Below are 18,933 nucleotides of genomic sequence, written 5' to 3'. Positions count from 1 at the left end.
TGCGACAGCTCTGGCGCGACATGCATCTGCCGAGAACGCTGCGCTGGCAGCTGTTTCTCATCCTGTTCGCCGGCCTTGCCATCGCACATATCCTGTCCTTCGCTGTCGTTTTTATGGAGCGATATGTCAGTGCCGAGGCGATGATGCTCGACAGCCTTCGAACCGACGTAAGGCTCGCGATCGCCGTGCTCAACCGCCTTCCCGCCGGCGAGCGCAAGGCATGGCTGCCACTGCTTGCCCGACCCAACTATCGCTATTTGTTGGGGACCGGCGTGCCGGACGTGCGGGAGTTCGCCGATCGCATCACCGAGGCCGCGGGTATCATTCGGATCGAAGCCGAACAGGCCGCTCCCGTCCAGATCAACCGGGTCCCAGGCCCGGTGCGGCGCTATCAGGCGCATCTCACCTTGCGCGATGGAACGCCGATCGCCATCCTGATTACGCCTGAGATCAGGCGGCTCGCTCCATGGCTCCCCTATGTGCTGGCCGCCCAGCTGCTGCTGCTGATCCTTTGCACCTGGCTTGCCGTCCGGCTTGCGATTCGGCCGCTGCTGCGCTTTGCCGATGCCGCCGAGGCGCTGGATCCCGGCCGAAAGGCAGGGCGGCTCGACGAAAGCGGCCCTGTAGAAGTTGCTTATGCGGCGAGCGCATTCAACAAGATGAATGACCGGATCGCGCACTACCTTGCGGATCGCGTCCGGATCCTGGCGGCGATCTCTCATGATCTCCAGACGCCGATTACGCGCATGAAGCTGCGTGCCGAAATCGCCGACGACAGCCCGGGGCGGGACAAGCTGATCAGCGATCTGTCGGAAATCGAGCGGTTGGTGCAGGAGGGCGTGACATATGCCAGAAGCGCGCACGGGAACATCGAAAAGCGAAGCCGAATTGATCTGGCCGCATTCCTGCAGAGCATCGTGTTCGACTATCAGGACACTGGAAAACCCGTCCATTACGCGCCGGACGTCGGCGTCGTCGCGCTCACTAGACCGCACGCGCTGCGCCGGATCCTCACCAATCTAATCGACAATGCATTGAAGTTTGCCGGCGACGTCGAAATCGATCTGGATCAGACCCGCTCGGGGGCCGTGCGCATCGCAGTCCTCGACCGCGGGCCCGGCATTCCGGAGGACGAGCTGGATGCCGTGTGTCAGCCCTTCTACCGCCTCGAGCAATCGCGCAATCGCGACACCGGGGGCACCGGGCTTGGGCTCGCGATCGCACAGCAGCTGGCGCAGGCGATCGGCGGGACGCTTGTCCTGCGCAATCGAGTGGGAGGTGGACTGGCGGTCGAACTGACGCTGTCGGCAACATGAGTGTGCGGCGCGGCCGAGCGGCGCGGCGCCGGTCCGTTCAATTGCGACCTGCTGCACATCCGAATTGGGAAATTTCTCATATTGCGAAGGTGTGCAGGCATGCCAATGATGCCGGTCAATCAACGAGATGGGCAGCATGCGTCGGTCGTCTTATGCCGCGCCTGTAGGCCTTGTCCAAGACCGCGGTGAACGACAATCGCAAGTCTCGCTGTGAAACTGAGTCCAGGGTGTCCGGCCAAGAAGGCCGCTCGCGCATGCGACATCGGGAACCATGGTCGGTCTTCATAGTCGGGAGAAGTGCGAATGAGTGATGAGGTGAACTACCGCGGCATCTGCTACCCATGGCAGTGCGATCACATCGGCCACATGAACATCATGTGGTATGTCAGCAAGTTCGACGAGGCAAACTGGAATTTTCTTGCGCGTCTCGGGCTGACATCGAGCTATGTGCGAGACTCGGGGTATGGGCTGGCCGGCGTCCAGCAGAATCTGTCTTACAAGCGCGAGATGCATCCAGGGGATCTGATCGAGATCAAGACCCAACTTATCGAGGTCCGCGAGAAGACGCTGCGCTTCCGTCACGAAATGCGCGATGTCGAGACCGACGAGGTCGCTGCGATCTGCGAGATGACCGCCGCGCATCTCGACAAGAGCACGCGTAAGGCTGCACCTTGGCCTGAAGCCGTGCAGCGCGCCGCGCAGAAGCGCCTCGCGTCACAGCCAAATTCGGCCTGAAGATTGTCGGCTGGTGCTCAACAGGCCGCGGGGCAGCGATCCAATTGTCGTCGTTGCCTCGCGAATGCTGACTTCGAAAGCAGCTTGGCAGCACGTGCTTGGCGCCATGCGGTGATCGTCGCGTGGCGCAGGAATCGGATTCGCCATTCTGAACAGGTTTCTCAGTTTCCAGGCGTGTGAACCAGTCTTCCCGAGGACAGCCTGCCATTGGCTCCGCGCATCTGGATGCCGTCGGTCCGCCTCCAAGGGCGAAGTAGGCGGTGACGGTCACGATTACGAAAAGCGATATTGGGGGGAGATATGCTTGGACTTATGATGGACGCGCCGTTGCTGGTCTCGTCGATCTTGCGACACGCGGAGGCATATCACAGCACGACTGAAATCGTCTCCCGTACCACCGAGGGACCCATCCACCGCTACTCCTATGCCGACCTCGCAGGTCGTTCGAAGCAGGTCGCGAACGCTCTGCAAAAGATTGGCCTCAGGCAGGGAGATCGTGTCGGAACGCTGGCTTGGAACGGCTATCGGCACATGGAGCTCTACTTCGGCATATCGGGGTCGGGCTTTGTGTGTCACACGATCAATCCCCGGCTATTCCGCGAGCAGATCGCTTTCATCATCGCTCACGCTCAGGATCAGGTTCTATTCACCGACCTCACTTTCGTCCCGATTCTAGAGGCGATGGCGGACACCCTGAAGGGTTTGAAAGCCGTCGTCGTCATGACTAATGCGGCCAACATGCCGCAGTCGGACAAGCTGCCTGGTCTTGTCTGTTACGAGACGATGATCGCTGACGAGTCGGAGGCGTTTGACTGGCCGCTGCTTGATGAAAATGCAGCGTCCGGGCTTTGCTATACGTCCGGGACCACAGGCGATCCAAAGGGGGTCCTGTACAGCCATCGATCGACCGTTCTGCATGCCATGTCGGTTGCGCTTCCCGACGTCATGGCGCTGTCCGCCACCGACGCTGTGTCGGCCATCGTACCGATGTTTCATGTTAACGCTTGGGGAATGCCGTACGCCGCAGCGATCGTCGGCGCCAAGCTCGTGATGCCGGGACCGAAGCTCGATGGCGAGAGTTTGCATGGCTTGTTTGAGCAGGAAGGCGTGACCATGACGGCTGGGGTTCCGACCGTCTGGCTTGGTCTGCTGGACTGGATGGAGGCGCATGGCAAGACGTTCACGAGCCTGAAGCGGGTTCTGATCGGCGGTTCGGCGGCCCCGCCGGTCATGATCACGCGGTTCAAGCGCCTCGGTGTGGATCCCCGTCAGGGCTGGGGAATGACCGAGACCAGCCCGATCGGGCTTGCAGCGGCGTTGAAGGCCAAGCATCAGGCGCTGTCCGCAGAACAGAAGCTGCCGCTCGAGGTCAAGCAGGGACGACCGCTGTTCGGGATGGAGTTTCGTGTAATCGGATCTGACGGTAGGTCCGTCCCGCGGGATGGCAAGAGCTTTGGCGCCCTGTCGGTACGGGGACCATGGGTGGCGGCGCGCTACTTCAACAGTGATCCCAGCGCGGCGCACGAAGTTGAGGGATGGTTCAACACCGGCGACATCGTGACCATGGACGATGACGGCTTTGTCCAGATCGTCGACCGCACCAAGGACGTAGTGAAATCTGGCGGCGAATGGATCAGCTCAATTGAATTGGAAAACATTGCGCAAGCGCATCCATCCATCAAAGAGGCGGCCGTCGTCGCCAGACCTGACGAGCGGTGGGGAGAGCGTCCTGTTCTTGTCGTCCAACTCAAACCCGGCGCAAGCTTCTCCAAGCAGGATCTGAAGGAGCTATATACCGGCAAGATCTCGAAGTGGAGCATTCCCGAAGATGTCATCATCGTCGCCGAAATGCCGCATACCGCAACGGGAAAGCTACTGAAGCGGGAAATTCGAGAGATCGTACTCAGGGAAAGCAGCGAGCGTTCGCCGGACAAGGTCGTTGCCAAAATAGCTGACCAGAGCTGATGCTTACTCCGTGACAGGAGGCTATCATCGGAGCACTCGGGGCGACAGTTTCCGATGCTCGCGATCAGTGTTATCGGCGAAGCGCCTATAGCGTTCTCCCAGAAGCACACGAGAGTTGCGACCCGACACAGCGCTTCCGCACAGCCAGGGCGAATAGCGGATAACGCGCGCCTGCACAAATCCCGTCAAACGGAGCTTCGCTCGGAGTTCTTGCTCGGAGTATGAGAAGGCGCCTTCTCGATCGCGCAACCGTACGTGCAGTGATGCCGTACAGTCCGGTCAGAATCCGTGGCGCTGTTCGTAGCGTTCCGCGCACACTGCCTGTTAGATAAATGATCGCCCTCCGCAGTCGCGGGAATGTCGACGGACATAGCTTCAGCTGAAGCGGGCTGAAAGATGATTGCTACATTCCTGAGAGGAAGTGCCATGACGTACGACCGATCCACCGTAGAAGCGGTGATCAAAAGCTACTTCGACGGCGTATACGAGGGTGACGCCGACAAGCTGGCCGCGATTTTCGATGCGAGGGGAGAACTGCGCTGGCTAGAGAATGGCGAGCTGCAGGTCTTGGCGGTGCCGGAGTGGCTTGATCGCGTTCGTAAGCGGCCGTCCGCGAAGGCGGAGGGGAAAGAGCGCGATGATTTCGTCGTCACCATCGATCGTTCCGACGAGTCCACGGCCTTCATCAAGGTGCGCTGCCAGCTGCCGCCTCGCTATTTCACCGACTATCTGATTGCGTTGAAGCTGAAGGATGGCTGGAAGATCATCTCGAAAACCTATCGCTACGACCTGCGCGAGTAGTTGGCTCGCGGCGAGTGCGAGCTCCGAAAGCAATCGAAGCACCGCGGGCGTCGTTCGGAAGTTCCAAGACTCCAAACCATCAGCGAACGGCTGTCACTGTGCGAGAATGCGCACATTTGATTTGGAGTATTTCACGTATATCTCTGCAGAGGCTTGGATAGACTTCTGCAGAGGCTTGCTGTCACATTCTGGAGTCGGATTGCTGCCGCATAGGGGGATGGACGTGAATGAGCGATGAGTTGCATCGTGGCAACGGGAGCAATCGGCCGTTGTTGTTTCAGCCACTCAAAATTCGCGGGCTTGAGCTAAAGAATCGTCTGGCCGTACCGTCGATGGTTCAATTTCAAGCGGGGCCCGGCAACACGTGCAGCGATTTTCACCTTGTGCATCTCGGTCGCTTTGCGATGGGCGGCTTCGGTCTTGTATTCGTCGAGGTAACGGCCGTCGAAGAGCAGGGGCTGAACAGTGAGCACGACCTCGGGCTTTGGAACGACGCACAAATAGAATGCTTCAGGCGGCTGACGGCGTTCATGAAGCGCCACAACACTGCCTCCGCAATTCAGCTCAGTCACGGCGGCCGAAAGTCGGCGACCCATTCGGCCATAAAAGGATTTGGGCCGGTGACCGAGGAGGATGCGAAAGCCGGTCATAAGCGCTGGCTGCCCGTCGCGCCGTCGGCAATTCCGGTGGCGGAGGGGTGGCAGGTGCCACGACAACTGACCGTGGACGAATGCAGGGCGATGGTCGACACGTTTGTTGCATCGGCCAAGCGGGCGATTGCGGCCGGATTCGACGTGATCGAGATTCTCATTGCGCATGGCTATTTGCTGGGTTCGTTCGTGTCGCCAGTCTCCAATATGCGCAACGACGAGTATGGCGGTGACCGTGGCCGGCGTATGCGCCTGCCGTTGGAGATCGTCGAGGCCGTACGCCGTGAGATTCCGGAATCGATGCCGCTCTTTGTCCGCATCTCGGCGGTCGATGGTGCCGTCAACGGATGGAATATGGATGACACCGTTGCCCTTTCGCATGAACTCAAGATCCGCGGTGTCGACGTTGTCGACATCTCATCAGGCGGCATCAGCCGTATTGGTGGGGCATTAAGTGAGCCGGTGCCGCGCAGCCTTGGCTTCCATGTCCCCTATGCCGAACGTGTTCGCAAAGAAGCCGAAATCAAGACCATGGTTGCGGGTATTATCCTGGAGGCGCAACAGGCTGAAGCGATCCTGCAGAACGGGCAGGCCGACGTCATTGGGGTCGCTCGGCAGGCGCTCTTTGACCCCAACGTTGCGCACCATTGGGGATATGATCTCGGGATCAACTTGCAGTTCGAGGATTGGCCCTATGAGCATGGTTTCTGGCTAGAGAAAAGGAAGCACACCATCAAGGACTACGCAACGGCTCGCGGGGAGATCATACGAGGCGCGCAGCCCTAAAATGAGCTCGGCGAATTTCCTGAAGATTGGGTGTTCCCCGATTGTGGAGCCGCGAAGAGTTTAAACCAAGTCGCCATCGATCCTGAACGCTCGCGACAGACCACATGCTCTCCAACTTACGCTTGACGGAGTTCTCATGTACATCCCCTCGATTTTTGAAGAAACACGCCCTGAAGTTCTTCACGAGCTGATTGAGAAGTATCCATTCGGCGTTCTGTTTACTTGCGGCAAAGGAGGACTTGACGCGAGCCATATCCCGTTCGAACTCAACAAGGATCAGGGACCATTCGGTGGGCTGCATGCCCATGTGGCGCGAGCAAATCGCCTTTGGCAGGATACGGTCACGGGTGACGAGGCTCTAGTCGTCTTCCAGGCGGCCAATGCTTACATCTCGCCGGGCTGGTATCCGAGCAAGGTTGAGACCGAAAAGGAAGTGCCGACTTGGAATTTTCGCGTTGTCCACGCTTATGGACGCATAACGATCCATGACAACGACCGCTACTGTCGTGGTTTGGTCGCAAGGTTGACACGAACCCACGAAGCTGGACGGGCCAAGCCCTGGAAAATGACGGACAGTCCAAAGGACTTCATCGATAGTATGCTGAAGGAAATGGTGGGGGTTGAGATCGAAATCACCCGCCTCATCGGCAAGATGAAGATGGGTCAGAACAAGCAGCTGAGGGACATTATCGGGGCAAGTCAGGGGCTCAAAGCGCAGGGAGATGACGAGGTCGCCGACGTAATGTTGTCCTATGCGAGTCACAAGATTGAGCATAGCTGACCCTACGTGCATGGGCTTGTGACCTCACCCGGCATATCGAAGGTGCTGGAGGCGCTTGCCTTGCGCGCTCGGAGCTTAACTCCTGTCGGCGTTCAAAAGGCCATCGAAAAGTCAATGCCGTTCCCGGTCTAAGTTTATGGCGACTATCAACGGACATACCTCTGTATTTGGAATTTTGGGAGACCCCGTGCGGCACGTGCGGACCCCGCAGGCTCTCAATGCGCTATTTGATGAGCGCAACTATAGCGGTGTTCTCGTGCCCATCGAAGTTTCTTCGGGCGAGCGCTTGGCGGAGGCGGTTGCATCTTTCAGGGCGTTTCGGAATTGGGGTGGTTTCCTTGTGACCGTGCCACACAAGACGGCTGTGGCGGGGTACTGTGATCGATTGAGCCGGAGAGCAGAAGTGGCCGGTGCAGTCAATGTCGTAAGGCGCGAGGCTGATGGCAGTCTGACCGGTGACCACCTCGACGGCGTCGGCTTTGTTGGAGGGCTACGTCGTTCCGGGATCGATCCGGCCGGCTGCAAAGCATTTTTGGCGGGCGCGGGTGGCGCCGCGTCAGCGATTGCATTTGCGCTTGCCGAGGCCGGTGTTACTCAGCTCACGATCGTTAATAGATCTCGTGAAAAGGCAACTCAGATTGCTGTGCGCATTTCGAGTGACTTCCCTGGGGTGGTGATCGCGACCCAGGGAAAGGTCGGCGGGCACGATCTTATCATCAACGGCACGTCGCTCGGCTTGACTGATTCCGATCCTCTGCCGATCGACGTGGCCGAACTTCAACCAGGGATGCTTGTGGCTGAGGTCGTCATGAACCCAGAAATAACGCCCCTGTTGCGCGAGGCCGCTGCACGCGGCTGTCAGATTCATCCGGGTGTCCGAATGCTTGAGGGGCAGTTGCAAGCCATCTTTTCATTCCTGACAGCCGTGGCGCCATAGGACCAGTCCCGAAGAACTCGTCATCGTCGATGAATGCTGCACACCGTCACGGGAAAGCCATTGAAGCGGGAAATCCGCGAGATCGTGCTCAACGCCTTGGTGTGTTCGCCGAACGAGGCGGTCGCCAATGACCAGCGCAAGCTCCGCCTCGTTTGCTTCGGAGCATGCAACTGCGCCTCAAGCTCTCGATATGACAGGCGCGACCCAGGCAGGAGTTGGTGGAACATGAAAATATTGATAACCGGTGGCGGCGGCTTCATTGGCGCTTGGCTGGCCAGGCGGCTGGCGGAAAAGGGCAACCAGATCCGGGTCTTCGAGGCCGGATCGCCGTCGCCGCCCTTTGTGAAGATCGTCGGTTCGCTGCGTGGCGCGATCGAATGGACCGTCGGCGATATCGCCGATGCACCGACCGCCCACGCCGCCGCGGCCGGGTGCGGCGCGATTGTGCATCTGGCCGGCATCCTTGCACCGGCATGCCAGGCCGACCCCATCAGGGGTGCGATGGTCAATCTGATCGGTACCCTCAACGTCTTCAACGCGGCCATTGCGCTCGGCATCAAGCGCATCGTGTTCACGTCGAGCGCCGGCGTGTACAATCCGAATAACGAAGCGGCGCCGCTGCCGATTACGCATTACGGGGCCTTCAAGCTCGCATGCGAAGGCAGCGCACGCGCCTATTGGCTGGACCATGGGCTGGCGAGCATCGGCTTCCGGCCGTTCATCGTCTATGGCTATGGCCGGGAGACCGGACTAACGGCCGGTCCATCGCTGGCCTGCAAGGCCGCCGCGCAAGGTCAGCCCTACACGATCCCCTATGTCGGGACGGCGGGGTTGATCTATATCGACGACGCCATCGCGGCCTATGAGGCGGCGTTAGCGCGTGAACCCTGCGAGGCGCTGATCTTCAACCTGCCGGGCGAAGTGGGGTCGAACGACGACGTCGTTGCGGCCATCCAAGCCGTGGTCCCGAAGGCCAAGATAGATGTCCGCGGCCCGACGCTTCCGTTCGCGCAAGACATCGGCGAAGGCGAGTTGCGTCAAGTGTTTTCCGGCCTGCCGGCAACGCCATTGAAAGACGGCATTCGCCGGACGATCGAACTCTATGGCGAAAACGCATAAGCGGCCACCCGCTGACCGTTGGATTGAAACGACGAACAGTGTGGTCGTCCTACCCGATAGAGCTGGCAGAGTTCAGCCAATTGAACAAAATGGAGTATCCAAGCCATGACTGACTGCGTCCGTGTCGAATGCGAGGCCGGTGTTGCGCGTGTTATCTTGAGCCGGCCTCAAGTCAACAATGCGCTCAATGAGGCCCTGGTCGACGCGTTGGCGTCCGCATTCAAGACGCTCGCGGCAAATGACACGATCTCCGCGGTGATCTTGATGGGCGAGGGCAAGAGCCTCTGCTCAGGCGCAGACGTCGACTGGATGCGCAGGGGAGGCGCGCTAAGCCGGGATCAAAGCATCGAGGAACTGATGCGTCTCGGGCAGATGATCGAGGCGCTCGATCGGATGCCGCAGACGACGATCGCGCGGGTGCATGGACCGATCTATGGCGGGGGCGTCGGGCTCGTGGCTGCGTGTGATATCGCAATCGGTGTACCAGAAGCCACGTTCTGCTTCTCGGAAGTCAGGCTCGGCATCACCCCTGGCATGATCAATCCATTCGTCCTCCGCGCGATCGGCAAACGCAACGCCAGACGCTACTTCCAAAGCGCCGAAGTGTTCGATGCCAAGGAAGCATCGCGGATCGGGTTGCTGCACGAGATCGTCGACGCAAACGAGCTGGACGATCGCATCGGCCGCCTCCTCAAGCAACTGAGGGCCGCCGCTCCAGGAGCCCGCGCGATCGCCAAAACGCTGCCAGGCGTGTTGGCCGACCGGCCGATTGACCATGTGCTGTTGTCGGAAATTGCAGTGCTGGTCGCCGATCTTCGTGCGCTCCCCGAAGCTCAAGAGGGCCTCTCGGCCTTCTTGGAGAAACGCAAGGCGCCCTGGGTCAAGTGAGTTCATGTCTCTGGCAGTTGCGATCCGCCGCCAACGGAAGGGGGCGGTCGGTCGCCGCGCGGTCTCGAATCCAGTGGGAGCTGACCGTGGCTTGTCGAGATGGTAATGACGCTGCGCTCACCGCTCGACTGACCAACAGCTGCGCCTGTGCTGGTGCCGGTCGGCGCCTCCCGTCGCAGTTTCGCGGCACCTGCTTGTGCAGCGCTTTTCGCGGCGCAACTTAGGTCTGAGCCGAGAAAGTGGTTGGGGCGCTTTCCGCCTTGGAGGCGACGGAGCAGCCGATCAACTGGCCGATAACTGATTGGCGATGCCGAACAGGTGGTTTCCGTCACGGCTGGCGAGAGGCGCCTTGCGATCTGAACGCCGTATCGCCATCCACGCTCGGAGCGGGCATATCGGCAAGTGATCGTGATCTGTGATCACGATCTAAGGCATGAATCGGCTGGCGAGGATCGCTCCCAGGAAGAAGACAATCGCCAACGGCGTCACATAGTCGCGCCGCAGCAGGAACCACAGCGCCAGTAGTCCGCAGATTACTAACGCAGCGGTCATTCGGCCGTTCTCCGTTGAAGCCATCCCGCACCAATCGGCCCTCCCTCTGCTGCCACGCGTTGCGGCCGGTCATCTGCCGACAGCCTGCGCGCCCGGGTCCTGGCCGAACTTGATTCGATGGAAAGGCACTGGGGGCGAAAGCGGACGTCAGTGTGTGGTGGCCGTCGATCGGCTGAGGCGATCGAAGCATTGCGTGCGTCACGTTTTCGGAACGGCTGGGTGGGGCTCGGCAAGTGTGTGTCGTAACGCCTTTGATGCTGCAGGAACCAAGCTCCAAACGCGGCGCCACAACAGCCGTGGACGAAGCAACGCCGTCCGCAGAATGCGGCGGAATTGCCGGCGCGTGGTGCGGCGGGAGACCGGTTTTCGAATTATCTCGGACATCAGCTCAGATTTCATCACCATTGGACGCACACTGAATGCGGGATTTTTCGCGTATGCAGGCTGGAGCTTTCCGCCTAGCGAAACACGAAGGGGATGCTGTCAACGAGGCACCCGTATTCAGGAGGAAGCCACTATGCGAAGATCCGCACTATTATTCTGCTCTGCGCTTGTCGCGACGGCGGGCTTGACCCAAGCGGCGGCCGCCGAGGAGCGTATCGTCCACATCGATGGGTTCGGCGCCAAGTCGGGTGTTGTCCGGTCGCTCGGCATCAACAGCGAAGCCGCCATGCGGGCGGCCGTCGACCTGATCAACAGCGAGGGTGGGGTCAAGCTGGCCGACGGGGCGACCGGCAAGATCAAGTTCGAGTACTATGACGATCGCTGCGTCGCCGAAGAGGGCATCTCGATTGTGCGCCGCATGGCGGCCGGTCCAACCTTGATCGGTGTCGGCCCGAGCTGCTCGAACGTCACCGAGCCGCTCTATGGCATCTTGCAGAAGAAGGTCGGCGACAGCAAGGATTCCGGTCTTCAATTCCCGATCTTAACCGATGTCGCGATCAAGATCGGGCTCGCCAAGATCTCGGAATGGTCGTTCCGCAACGTGCCCAGCGAAACCGAGATGTATACGTCGCTCTACAAATGGGTGAAGCAGACCCATCCGGAGCTCAAGACGATCTATGCGGGAGTCGAGGAAAATTTCTCGCACAGTCGCGCATCCTGGTACGCAGTGCAGAAGGAGGCCGCGCCTGCCGCCGGCTTCGAGATCAAGGGCGAGACCAAATGGCTCGTCGACGACACCAACTTTGCGCAGCAGGTGCGCGAGATCAAGGCGGCGGCACCGGACGCGCTCGCGGTCGTCGCGCACTCGTTCACCACCTGCGGCCTGCTCAAGGAGATGGATCGGCAGCACGTCAAGGTGAAGATGCTGGTCGGTCTGACCAGCTCGGCGATCCAGGAGACGCTGACCAATTGCGGCAAGGTCGCCGAAGGCCTCACGATCCCGACCAGCTTCGCGCTTCTGACGCCGGCTGCCAAGGCCGCCAATGAGCGCGTCGCCAAGTACAACGGCACGCTCGATATCCATTCCGCCGGCACCTATGAGGCGATGTTCATCCTCAAGAAGGTGATCGAGGAGCAGGGCGTCATGGCCAAGCCGGACACCGTGCAGGCCGACCGCGAGAAGATCCGCAATGGGCTCGCCAGCCTGAAGACCACCGATGGATTGCTCGGCACGATCGACCGCACCGCCGATCGCGAAGCGGTCAAGCCGTATCTCTACATCGCGGCAAAGGACAGCAAGTGGGTCGTGATGCACGACCTGATCAAGACCAAACAGGCAGCGAACTAATCCTCCGCGCTGCCGATCATCCGGACCGCGGTCGCAACGCGCGGTCCGGATGACTTTCGGATCAAATGTCAGACGGTCTGCGTGCCTATGGGAATCGTCGATTATATTCAGACCATCATCGATGGTGCGCTGTTCGGTTCAACCTATTCCTTGATCGGCATCGGTTTTACGTTGGTCTTTGGCGTAATGCGGCGGATCAACATGGGCTATGCGAGCACGTCGCTTGCCGGCGCCTATTGCGGTCTGATGGGGCAACATCTGCTCGGCTTGCCGCTCTGGTGGGCGTTTCCGCTGTCGATCCTTGCATCGGGCCTGATCGGCTATCTGGTCTATCTGAGCTGCTTCCGCTTCATCCCGCAGAGCTCGCCCCTGGCCAGCCTGATGGCGACGGTCGGCGTTCTGCTGTTCGTCGAGGAGATGATCGTGCGCGCAACGGCCGGGACGCCGCACAATTTTCCCGCCATCTTCGAGGGCCGCTCGATCGAGCTCGGCGCCTTCATCCTGCGCGCCGATCTCGTTGGGGTATTTCTGATCGGTCTCGTCGCCATGATCCTTTTGATGGCGGTGCTATACCGCACCCGGCTCGGCATCGCCACGCGGGCGGTCGCTCAACAGCCGATCGCAGCTCAACTCTGCGGCATGCAGCTCCAGACGGTGAATGGGCTGACATTCGTCATCGCCGGGCTGCTCGGCGGTGTGGCAGGCGCCATGACGGGCGCGGCGGTCGGCATCTTGTCTCCGCTGATCACCATTCCGGTGACGGTCAAGGGCCTTATCGTCACCGTGATCGGCGGGCTCGGCAGCATTCCCGGTGCCATCATCGCCGGAATCCTGGTGGGGGCGTTCGAGAACCTGTTTCAGGCGCTGCGCAGCGTGTCCGAGCGCGACATCTACGTCATGCTGCTGCTGTTCGTCTTCCTCGTGCTGCGACCAGGCGGAATCGTCTCTCCGGCGCGCGGCCGAGACTAGGGAGGGCGAGGTGGACTTCTACTATAGTCTCGCGCAGATCATCGGCTTCCATGCGCTGCTCGGCCTGTCGGCCTATGTGGTGCTGCTGACCGGGCAGGTCTCGTTCGCGCAAGGCGGCTTCTTTGCGATCGGGGCCTATGTGGCCGGCATGCTGACGGTGCTGGCGGGCTGGCACATCGTCCCGGCGATCCTGGCGGCGGGGGCGATCGCGGCGCTGGCGGCGTGCCTGGTCGGGTTTCCGGCGTTGCGGGTGCGCGGTCTGATGCTCGTGGTCGCGACCCTGGCGTTCGGGGAGGCGGTCCGGCTCTTCTTTTTCAACCTCGATTATCAGATCGAGCAGGGTGGCACGAAAGTCGGTCCGCTCGGCGGCGAGGGCTTTCGTCAGATCCGCTGGTTCCCGGAGCACGGCTGGACCACCTTCGACGTGATGCTGTTCGTGCTCGTCGTGGTCGGTGTGGTGATTGCTGCGCTGTGGTGGATCGACCGCAGCCGGCTCGGATCGGTCCTGCGCGCCGTTGGCGAGGATGAGCTCGCGGCGCAAAGCGTCGGCATCAACCTGACTGCGGTCAAGGTCTCCGCAATGACGATCGGCGGCTTCATTGCCGGCGTCGGCGGCGCGCTCTATGCGCACTACACGACTTATATCGAGCACACCAATTTCAGCGTCCTGCTGGCGGTGTTTGCGATCGCCTATCCGATCCTCGGTGGGCTCGAGAGCGTCTTTGGCACGCTCATTGCCGTGATCTTCGTGCAGGGCGTCCTGGTCGAGGGGCTGCGCTCCCTTGGCGATTGGCGCAGCCCGCTGTTCGGTGCCTTGATCGTGCTGGCCATGAACCTGCGGCCGAAGGGATTGATCGACGGTTCGTTGCTGCGTCGGCTGGCGCGGCTGCTCAGAACGGAGCGGCGTCATGCTTGAGGTTCGTGGCTTGGCCAAGCATTTTGGTGGGGTGCGGTCGGTCGATGGCATCGACTTCACGATCCGGCCCGGCGAGGTATTCGGCCTGATCGGTCCGAACGGCTCGGGCAAGAGCACGATCGTCAACCTGATCAGCGGCCTGTATGAGCCGACCGGCGGGCAGATCCTGTTCGAGGGCAACGATATCGGCCGTGTGCCGGCGCATCGTCGCCTCTCCTTGGGATTGGCGCGCACGTTCCAGAACATCCGCCTGTTCTCCAATTTGACGGTCTGGGAAAACCTCTGGATGGCGGAGAACGCGCCGTCGCATCGCACCGGCGGCTTTCTCAAGCGCTGGATCGGTGGACGCAAGGAGGCGAGGGACCGCATGAAGCGCGCCCTCGAGTTCTCGGGCTTGGCGCATCGCGCGGACGATTTTGCCGGCAGCCTGGCCTTCGGCGAGCAACGCCGCCTGGAGCTCGCGCGGGCGCTGGCGGCAGAGCCCAAACTGCTGCTGCTCGACGAGCCCGCCGCCGGCATGAACGCCGAGGAAATCGCCGAGCTCGACGAGCGGATTCGGCTGCTGCAGAAGGAGAGCTACACGATCCTGCTGATCGAGCATCACATGGAGCTCGTGATGGCCGTCACCGATCGCATCTGCGTGCTCAATTTCGGCCGCAAGATCGCCGAGGGCACCCCGGTCGAGGTGCAAGCCGATGCTGCCGTGCGCGAGGCTTACCTGGGAGCGGCAGCATGATGCTCGAAGTCTCCGGTCTGGTCGCCGCCTATGGCGCGATGGAAGCCCTCAAGGGGGTCTCGCTGTCGGTCGCCTCCGGCGGCATCACCTGCCTGCTCGGTCCGAACGGGGCCGGCAAGACCACGCTGATGTATACCATCGCCGGCATTCTCAGGGCACGCCGTGGTTCGGTGCGCTTCGGCGGCGCGGAGTTGGTCGGTGAGAGCGCCGATCGCGTCGTCGGCCGCGGCATCGCCCTCGTGCCGGAGAACCGATTGGTGTTCCCGCAAATGACGGTGGTCGAGAACCTCGCGGCGGGGGCCTTCCTGCGTCGCGACCGCGCCGAGATCGCAGCTGATCTCGACAGGCTGCTGCAGCGGTTTCCGATTCTGAAGGACCGTCGCGGCCAGCTGGCGGGCACGCTGTCGGGCGGGGAACAGCAGATGCTGGCCGTGGCCCGCGCACTGATGAGCCGGCCGAAGCTGTTGATGATGGATGAGCCATCTTTAGGGCTGGCTCCACTGATCGTCGAGCAGATCTTTCGCACCGTCGAGGAGCTCAATCGGGACGGGATCACGATCTTCATGGTGGAGCAGAATGCGCATCTGGCGCTCAATGTCGCGCACAGCTTCTTCTTGATGGAGCAAGGGAGAATAACGTTCGCCGGAACGCCCGGCGAGGTCGCGCAGGAGGATGTCACCCGCCGTGCCTATCTCGGCAGCGCCAGGTCGTCCGCGTCATGACCGCCGACTGGCACAGCCTGGGATCGATCGGCGAGGTCCTGCAAACGCTGATCAGCGGCCTATCTGCTGGCGCTGCCTATGGCTTGCTCGGGGTCGGCTTCACGCTGATGTTCGGCGTGATGCGCCGGCTCAACCTGAGCTACGGCGCGACGCTGATGTTCGGCGGCTATCTCGGTGCGCTGATCGCCGCTTGGATGGGCGCCGCGCTCTCGGGCGTCGCGCTCGCCGTCCTGGTTGCGATCGTCACCGTGGCCGGCGCAACGCTCGCCGGGCTCTATGTCGAGCGCCTGTGCTTCGCGCCGCTGCGCAGCCGCTCCGGCGTGGCGGCGATGGTATCCAGCTTTGCGGTCTGGATGCAGATCGAGGAACTGACCGGCCTGATGCTGCCGGCACATGGCAATCCTTACCCCGAGCCGTTCAGTTTCGAGGTCCTGCATGTCGGCGGCGTCTCGGTCCGGCCCGAGCACCTGCTCACGATTGCGGTCGCGGCCGGCGCCGCCGCGCTGCTGCGCTGGATCCTGGTGCATTCACGGTTCGGCTTGGCGCTCCGCACCTTGAGCGACAGCGAGGCCGCGGCGCAGGCCGTGGGCATCGATGCGCGCGTCATCACGCTGCTCGGCTTCCTGACGGCCTCGGCGCTGGGCGGCATCGGCGCCTGGCTGGTGCTGATGGCCGATCAACAGGTGACGCCGATGTTCGGCATGTGGTCGACCGTGAAGGGGCTGGTCGCGATGATGCTGGGCGGCCTCGGCTCGATCTCGGGCGCCGTGCTCGGTGGCCTGCTTCTCGGCGTCGTCGAGGCCTTCGGCCAAGCGCTGTTCGGCCCGCAGGTCCGCGATCTCATCACCTACGGCCTGCTGTTCTTCATCCTGATCGTGCGTCCAGGCGGCATCAGCGGGCGGGCGGCGTTCGACCTGCACATGATGGCGGACGAACGTCTCTGACGAGGCGTCGGCGCCCAAACGCGGAGGAGACGATGAACGATTTCATGGTCGGGTTGATCAGCAACATCGGCATGATTTCATTCGTGGCGCTGTCGGCCTACCTGCTGCTGATCGCAGGCTACATTTCGTTCGGCCAGCAGGCGGCCTTTGGTCTTGGTGCCTACGCGGCCGGCGTCGCCACCGCGGTTTGGAACTGGCCGCTCGCCGCCGCGCTCGCGCTCGGCGCGCTGATCGGCGGACTGGGCGGCGGCCTGGTTGGCTTCATGACGCGGAAACTGCACGGCCTGTATTTCGCGATCGCGACCCTGGCATTTGCCGAGCTCATCCGGGTCCTCTTGGAGCTGTGGCACTATCAGCGCAGCGGCGTCGGCGGCGAGCTGGTCGGACCGGATGGTACGAACGGCTTCAACGGCATCCGGCGCGCCTTCGAAGAAGGCTGGGATCCACAGGCCTTCATGATCCTGATCTGGGTTCTGCTCGGCGCGACGGTGCTCGGATTCATCGCCTTTGAGCGCAGCCGCGCCGGCGTGGCACTGCGCGGGGCGGGGACGGACCCGACCTTGGCGCGGCTGCTGGGCACCGACGTGGCCCGCCTGCGCGTTCTGGTTGCGGCCGCGGCCGGCGCCGTCGCCGGTCTCGGCGGCGGGCTCTACGCCCATCTGAACACCTATATCGAGCCGCGGCTGTTCGACGTCATGCTGGGAATGCACGCGCTTGCTTACGGGCTGATCGGCGGTCTCGGTACCGCGTTCGGGCCGCTGATCGGCGTTCTGATCGATATCGGCATCCTGGAGTCGAGCCGTCTGTTCCAGGGCTGGCGCATGGTGGTGTTCGGCGGCCTGGTGGCGCTGCTGCTGATCTGGCGGCCGCGCGGTCTGCTCGATGAAATCGCCGTTCATCGCATCGGTGCCTTGCTGTTCTCGGCGCGCCGTCATGCTTGAACTGACCAACGTTCAGGTGCAGCACGGTGCCACGGTCGCGGTGCGCGACGTCTCGCTGCGCGTCGCCGCCGGCGAATTGTTGGCGCTTGTCGGTTCCAACGGCGCCGGAAAGAGCTCGCTGGCGCGGGCCATTTCCGGCACGCATCGGCCGGTGCGGGGTGGCATTCGATTTTCCGGCACGGACATCGCACGGCTCGATGCGCCGGCGATCAGCGCGCTCGGCCTGACCCATCTGGCCGAAGGCAGGCCACTGGCGCCGACGCTCAGCGTCCGCGACAACCTGTTGTCGGGCGCCTACCTGCTGGGCTCGATGGCGCGTGCCCGGCTGCGCCTCGCAGAGCTGCTGCCGCTATTTCCTGCGCTCGCCGAACGACTGGAGCGGCCGGCAGCCACGCTTAGCGGCGGCGAGCGGCAATGGCTGGTGGTGGCGAGGGCGCTGATGGCACGCCCGAAGCTGCTGCTGATCGACGAGCCGACGCTGGGCCTAGCGCCGCGCGCCGCGCGCGAGACCCTTCAGCTGGTGGCCGACCTGCGCAAATACGGAACCGGGATCCTGCTGATCGAGCAGAACGCCGCGCTCGCGCTCGGCGTCGCCGATCGCGGGCTCGTTATGAACGGCGGACAGATCATCGCGCAAGGCGCGCCGCGCGATCTGCTCAGTGATCCAGCCCTGGCGCTGTCCTATCTCGGCGCAGCAAAACCCGGCACGGTCCCATGCGTGACATGACGCGAGGCGCGCGCGGCACTGCTCCTCGTTGGGAAAAGTGCGCACACACCGAATGTGGAAAATTTCGCGTACACAGACGCCGCCCCATTGGGCAGGATTTTATCGAGATCAATAAAGGGTCGATCGGTCTGCGATCGATCTTCAGGGATGAAAAGCTCATGCTGAAGTCAAAAGCGTCGCCACGCGCGACATCGAATGCCGGCGTGGTCCGGTGCCGAGGCGCGATCGGCATGCTCGTGCTCGTGCTCGTGGGCCTTGTTGCGGCCAGCTCGGCCGCGTCCGCGCAGGCGCAACGGCTGAGCGCCGATCTCGCCTGTCGTCCGACCGAGCAGGCGCTGACCTTTCTCTGCACGGTCAGTGCCACGAGCGACGGCGCTGCGATCGATGGTGCGCAAATCACGCTGACCGCCGACATGCCGTCGATGCCAATGGCGCACAATGTCAGCCCGGTGAAAGCGCAGCCCGTGCCTGGCCAGCCAGGCAAGTATGAGGGGCGGATGCGGCTCGGCATGCTCGGTGAGTGGGCGGTGAAGATCCGCTTCGAATCCCCACGGCAGGATGTCGTGGTGCGCAAGCTCGTGTTCGAAAAGGACAACGTCTCGGCTGGCGGCACGCATTGAGGCCGCGGCACGGCAGAGCGTCACTGCGCGCGCGCCAGCGCTGAATTCGCCTGATCGCCGCGTCTCATCAGGCCAGCCCGATCGGCTGCTGGCGCA

The 18,933-nt window shown here is 62.1% G+C and carries 19 protein-coding genes; 18 read left to right on the top strand and 1 reads right to left on the bottom strand.

Features of this window, described 5'->3' with window-relative positions; all coding sequences use genetic code 11:
• Positions 1-20 precede the first annotated feature (20 nt).
• The 9 genes from ACVMIH_RS12150 to ACVMIH_RS12110 all read left to right on the top strand — a co-directional run bounded on the left by ACVMIH_RS12150 (position 21) and on the right by ACVMIH_RS12110 (position 9,978).
• The gene (locus ACVMIH_RS12150) at positions 21-1,316 is read left to right on the top strand and encodes a HAMP domain-containing sensor histidine kinase (RefSeq protein WP_456861960.1); all 1,296 of its coding nucleotides are present in this window, start codon (positions 21-23) and stop codon (positions 1,314-1,316) included.
• A gap of 303 nt (positions 1,317-1,619) precedes the next feature.
• Positions 1,620-2,051 (top strand): acyl-CoA thioesterase, encoded by a 432-nt coding sequence (locus ACVMIH_RS12145; RefSeq protein WP_456827680.1) that lies wholly within the window; start codon positions 1,620-1,622, stop codon positions 2,049-2,051.
• 312 nt (positions 2,052-2,363) lie between these two features.
• Positions 2,364-4,016 carry a long-chain-fatty-acid--CoA ligase gene (locus tag ACVMIH_RS12140; RefSeq protein WP_456861958.1) on the top strand — a complete coding sequence of 551 codons (1,653 nt, stop codon included), beginning with the start codon at positions 2,364-2,366 and terminating at the stop codon, positions 4,014-4,016.
• 426 nt (positions 4,017-4,442) lie between these two features.
• On the top strand, positions 4,443-4,817 hold the full coding sequence (locus tag ACVMIH_RS12135) for a nuclear transport factor 2 family protein (RefSeq protein WP_456827678.1): 375 nt from the start codon (positions 4,443-4,445) through the stop codon (positions 4,815-4,817).
• Between the two features lie 227 nt (positions 4,818-5,044).
• Positions 5,045-6,253: an NADH:flavin oxidoreductase/NADH oxidase gene (locus ACVMIH_RS12130; RefSeq protein WP_456861956.1), complete on the top strand. Its 1,209-nt coding sequence runs from the start codon at positions 5,045-5,047 to the stop codon at positions 6,251-6,253.
• 136 nt (positions 6,254-6,389) lie between these two features.
• A complete protein-coding gene (locus tag ACVMIH_RS12125) occupies positions 6,390-7,034 on the top strand; it encodes an FMN-binding negative transcriptional regulator (protein ID WP_456861954.1) in 645 nt (214 codons plus the stop codon).
• A gap of 136 nt (positions 7,035-7,170) precedes the next feature.
• Positions 7,171-7,971 carry a shikimate dehydrogenase family protein gene (locus ACVMIH_RS12120; RefSeq protein ID WP_456861952.1) on the top strand — a complete coding sequence of 267 codons (801 nt, stop codon included), beginning with the start codon at positions 7,171-7,173 and terminating at the stop codon, positions 7,969-7,971.
• Between the two features lie 60 nt (positions 7,972-8,031).
• On the top strand, positions 8,032-9,090 hold the full coding sequence (locus ACVMIH_RS12115; RefSeq protein WP_456861950.1) for an NAD-dependent epimerase/dehydratase family protein: 1,059 nt from the start codon (positions 8,032-8,034) through the stop codon (positions 9,088-9,090).
• 105 nt (positions 9,091-9,195) lie between these two features.
• Positions 9,196-9,978: an enoyl-CoA hydratase-related protein gene (locus tag ACVMIH_RS12110; RefSeq protein ID WP_456861948.1), complete on the top strand. Its 783-nt coding sequence runs from the start codon at positions 9,196-9,198 to the stop codon at positions 9,976-9,978.
• 426 nt (positions 9,979-10,404) lie between these two features.
• Here ACVMIH_RS12110 and ACVMIH_RS12105 read toward each other — a convergent pair whose 3' ends face one another.
• The gene (locus tag ACVMIH_RS12105; RefSeq protein WP_456861946.1) at positions 10,405-10,530 is read right to left on the bottom strand and encodes a hypothetical protein; all 126 of its coding nucleotides are present in this window, start codon (positions 10,528-10,530) and stop codon (positions 10,405-10,407) included.
• A gap of 568 nt (positions 10,531-11,098) precedes the next feature.
• Between ACVMIH_RS12105 and ACVMIH_RS12100 the strand changes: the two genes are divergently transcribed.
• The 9 genes from ACVMIH_RS12100 (at position 11,099) to ACVMIH_RS12060 (ending at position 18,837) form a co-directional block, all read left to right on the top strand.
• Positions 11,099-12,262 carry an ABC transporter substrate-binding protein gene (locus ACVMIH_RS12100; RefSeq protein ID WP_456861944.1) on the top strand — a complete coding sequence of 388 codons (1,164 nt, stop codon included), beginning with the start codon at positions 11,099-11,101 and terminating at the stop codon, positions 12,260-12,262.
• Between the two features lie 87 nt (positions 12,263-12,349).
• Positions 12,350-13,231, top strand: a complete 882-nt coding sequence (locus tag ACVMIH_RS12095; RefSeq protein WP_456861942.1) for a branched-chain amino acid ABC transporter permease — start codon at positions 12,350-12,352, stop codon at positions 13,229-13,231.
• Positions 13,232-13,241: 10 nt separating this feature from the next.
• Positions 13,242-14,147: a branched-chain amino acid ABC transporter permease gene (locus ACVMIH_RS12090; protein ID WP_456861941.1), complete on the top strand. Its 906-nt coding sequence runs from the start codon at positions 13,242-13,244 to the stop codon at positions 14,145-14,147.
• Positions 14,140-14,883 (top strand): ABC transporter ATP-binding protein, encoded by a 744-nt coding sequence (locus ACVMIH_RS12085; RefSeq protein WP_456861939.1) that lies wholly within the window; start codon positions 14,140-14,142, stop codon positions 14,881-14,883. The genes ACVMIH_RS12090 and ACVMIH_RS12085 overlap by 8 nt, the downstream gene beginning before the upstream one ends.
• Complete coding sequence (locus tag ACVMIH_RS12080) at positions 14,883-15,605, top strand: ABC transporter ATP-binding protein (RefSeq protein WP_456828449.1); 723 nt, start codon at positions 14,883-14,885, stop codon at positions 15,603-15,605. Before ACVMIH_RS12085 ends, ACVMIH_RS12080 begins: the two co-directional genes overlap by 1 nt.
• The gene (locus ACVMIH_RS12075; protein WP_456827667.1) at positions 15,602-16,549 is read left to right on the top strand and encodes a branched-chain amino acid ABC transporter permease; all 948 of its coding nucleotides are present in this window, start codon (positions 15,602-15,604) and stop codon (positions 16,547-16,549) included. Before ACVMIH_RS12080 ends, ACVMIH_RS12075 begins: the two co-directional genes overlap by 4 nt.
• 32 nt (positions 16,550-16,581) lie before the next feature.
• Positions 16,582-17,490 carry a branched-chain amino acid ABC transporter permease gene (locus tag ACVMIH_RS12070; RefSeq protein ID WP_456861937.1) on the top strand — a complete coding sequence of 303 codons (909 nt, stop codon included), beginning with the start codon at positions 16,582-16,584 and terminating at the stop codon, positions 17,488-17,490.
• On the top strand, positions 17,483-18,217 hold the full coding sequence (locus ACVMIH_RS12065; RefSeq protein WP_456861935.1) for an ABC transporter ATP-binding protein: 735 nt from the start codon (positions 17,483-17,485) through the stop codon (positions 18,215-18,217). The genes ACVMIH_RS12070 and ACVMIH_RS12065 overlap by 8 nt, the downstream gene beginning before the upstream one ends.
• Complete coding sequence (locus tag ACVMIH_RS12060) at positions 18,205-18,837, top strand: FixH family protein (protein ID WP_456861933.1); 633 nt, start codon at positions 18,205-18,207, stop codon at positions 18,835-18,837. The genes ACVMIH_RS12065 and ACVMIH_RS12060 overlap by 13 nt, the downstream gene beginning before the upstream one ends.
• The last annotated feature ends 96 nt before the right edge of the window (positions 18,838-18,933 follow it).

This window comes from Bradyrhizobium sp. USDA 4503, assembly GCF_054055815.1.
This window is presented reverse-complemented; position numbering and strand designations above follow the sequence as displayed.